Consider the following 2500-nt stretch of genomic DNA (forward strand, 5'->3'; position numbering starts at 1 on the left):
CCCTGGGTGATCTGATTTTTAACCGTTTTCTGGCGTTGTAGTCAGGTTGTGTTGCGCGATTGCATCACGAATCGCTGAAATTGCACAACCTCGGTCGCTGAGCCAGGCCGCCACAAAAATGTGCGATTGGCCGGACATAGCGTTGCCGGGCAAGGGGATAATGGTTTATGGCTTCGGCCCGGACCGAAACGACGCCGAAGGGGCGGAATCCAAACATGTTTTTTTCGCGAGTTGGTCAATCGGTAACGCCGCGTCGGCGTGTTTTGCTGGCGCTGTCGGTGGTTGCTCCCGCGCTTATTCTTTCGGCCTGCATGTCCTCCGAGAAGGACGTCAACCTGGCGACCTATGTCGATCAGACCGAGCCGGCCGACGTCCTCTACAACCAGGGCCTGGCCAATATGAATGCCGGCCGCCTCGACGAGGCGAGCAAGAAGTTCGATGCGGTCGACCGCCAGCATCCCTATTCGGAATTCGCTCGCAAATCGATGGTGATGGGGGCTTTCGCCGACTATCGCGCCGGCAATTATGACGAGGCGATCGGCACCGCGAAGCGCTACCTGACGCTTTATCCGTCTACCGACGACGCCGCTTACGCGCAGTACATCATCGGCCTGAGCTATTACCGGCAGATCAAGGACGTCACCCAGGATCAGAAGGAGGCGCGTCAGACCATCCAGACCATGCAGGATCTGGTGACGCGCTGGCCGAATTCCGAATATGTCCCCGACGCCAAGGACAAGATCCGTTTCGCCAACGACCAGCTTGCCGGCAAGGAGATGCAGGTCGGCCGCTATTATCTCGAACGCCGCGAATACATCGCCGCCGTGAAGCGCTTCCGCACCGTGGTCGAGACCTATTCCAACACCCGCCATGTCGAGGAGGCGCTCGCGCGCCTGACCGAGTCCTATTATGCCATGGGCTTGACCTCGGAAGCGCAGACGGCCGCGGCGGTGCTCGGCACCAACTATCCGGACAGCCAGTGGTACAAGGATTCCTACAAGCTCCTGCAGAGCAACGGGCTTGAGCCGCGCGAGAATGCCGGATCGTGGATCTCTAAGGCCGGGAAGCTGATCACCGGCGCCTGAAGCTTGCGATGCTGTCCAGACTGTCGATCCGCGATATCGTCCTGATCGAGAAGCTGGACATCGACTTCCTGCCTGGGCTTTCGGTGCTGACGGGCGAAACCGGCGCCGGCAAATCCATCCTGCTCGATGCCTTGTCGCTGGCGCTCGGCGCGCGAGGCGACGCCTCGCTCGTGCGCCATGGCGCCGCGCAAGGCCAGGTCATCGCGGTGTTCGACGTGCCGCGCAACCATCCGGCGCGCGCGCTGCTAGCCGAAAACGACATCGAGGATGACGGCGATATCATCCTGCGCCGCGTGCAGACCGGCGACGGCCGCACCCGCGTCTTCGTCAACGACCAGCCGTCCAGCGTCACGCTGATGCGCGATGTCGGCCGCGCGCTGGTCGAGATTCATGGCCAGCATGACGAGCGCGCGCTGGTCGATCCCGGCGCGCATCGCGAATTGCTCGACAGTTTCGGCGGCCATCTGGGCGCCGTGCACGGCACGGGCGAAGCCTGGCGCTACTGGCGAAACTGCGAGCAGGAGCTTTCGCGGCATCGCGCCAAGGTCGAGGCGGCGGCGCGCGAGGCCGATTATCTGCGCGCTTCCGTGGCCGAGCTCGCGAAACTCGATCCGCAGCCGGGCGAGGAGACGGAGCTTGCCGAACTGCGCGCGCAGATGATGCGGGTCGAGAAGATCGCCGCCGAAATCCACGACGCGCAGGATGTGTTGTCGGGACCATCCTCGCCCTTACCGCAGCTTGCCAGCCTATTGCGCCGGCTGCAGCGCAAGGCGGGCGAAGCGCCGGGCCTGCTCGACGACGTGGTGAAATCGCTGGACGAGGCGATGATCTCGCTCGATGCCGCGCAATCCGGCGTGGAAGCTGCGCTTCGCGCCACCGAATATGATCCGCAACGCCTGGAGAAGGCGGAGGAGCGGCTTTTCGCGCTGCGCGCCGCCTCGCGCAAGCACAATGTCGCGGTGGACGATCTGGCGCAACTGCGCGACACGATGGTGGCCGATCTTGCCGATCTCGATGCCGGCGAGGAGCGGTTGCATGCGCTGGAAAAGCAGGCCGCCGCGGCGCGCGAGGCCTACGATATTTCGGCGGCGCAGCTTTCCTCGCTGCGCCAGGCGGCGGCATCGGGCCTGACCAAGGCGGTGATGGCGGAACTGCCGGCGCTGAAGCTCGAACGGGCCGAGTTCATCGTCGAGATGGGAAGCGATGCCGAAAGCCGCATGGAAGAAGGCATCGACCAGGTCGAGTTCTGGGTGCGGACCAATCCAGGCACCAGGCCGGGGCCGATGATGAAGGTCGCCTCCGGCGGCGAGCTCTCGCGGTTTCTTTTGGCACTGAAGGTGGCGCTCGCTGATCGCGGCTCGGCGCCCACCCTGGTTTTCGACGAAATCGACACCGGCGTCGGCGGCGCCGGTGCC

At 64.0% G+C, this 2500-nt stretch carries 2 protein-coding genes; both read left to right on the top strand.

Annotated elements, in window-relative coordinates:
* The first annotated feature begins 215 nt into the window (after positions 1-215).
* The gene (locus EOA27_RS31680) at positions 216-1085 is read left to right on the top strand and encodes an outer membrane protein assembly factor BamD (RefSeq protein WP_126082003.1); all 870 of its coding nucleotides are present in this window, start codon (positions 216-218) and stop codon (positions 1083-1085) included.
* Positions 1086-1093: 8 nt separating this feature from the next.
* A partial coding sequence (locus EOA27_RS31685; protein ID WP_145970663.1) for a DNA repair protein RecN occupies positions 1094-2500 on the top strand: 1407 nt, incomplete at its 3' end.

Source organism: Mesorhizobium sp. M2A.F.Ca.ET.037.01.1.1 (assembly GCF_003998075.1).
Classification (GTDB): domain Bacteria; phylum Pseudomonadota; class Alphaproteobacteria; order Rhizobiales; family Rhizobiaceae; genus Mesorhizobium.

Coding starts and splice junctions, on each gene's coding strand:
- EOA27_RS31680 (WP_126082003.1), top strand. CDS start 216: ATGTTTTTTTCGCGAGTTGGTCAATCGGTAACGCCGCGTCGGCGTGTT.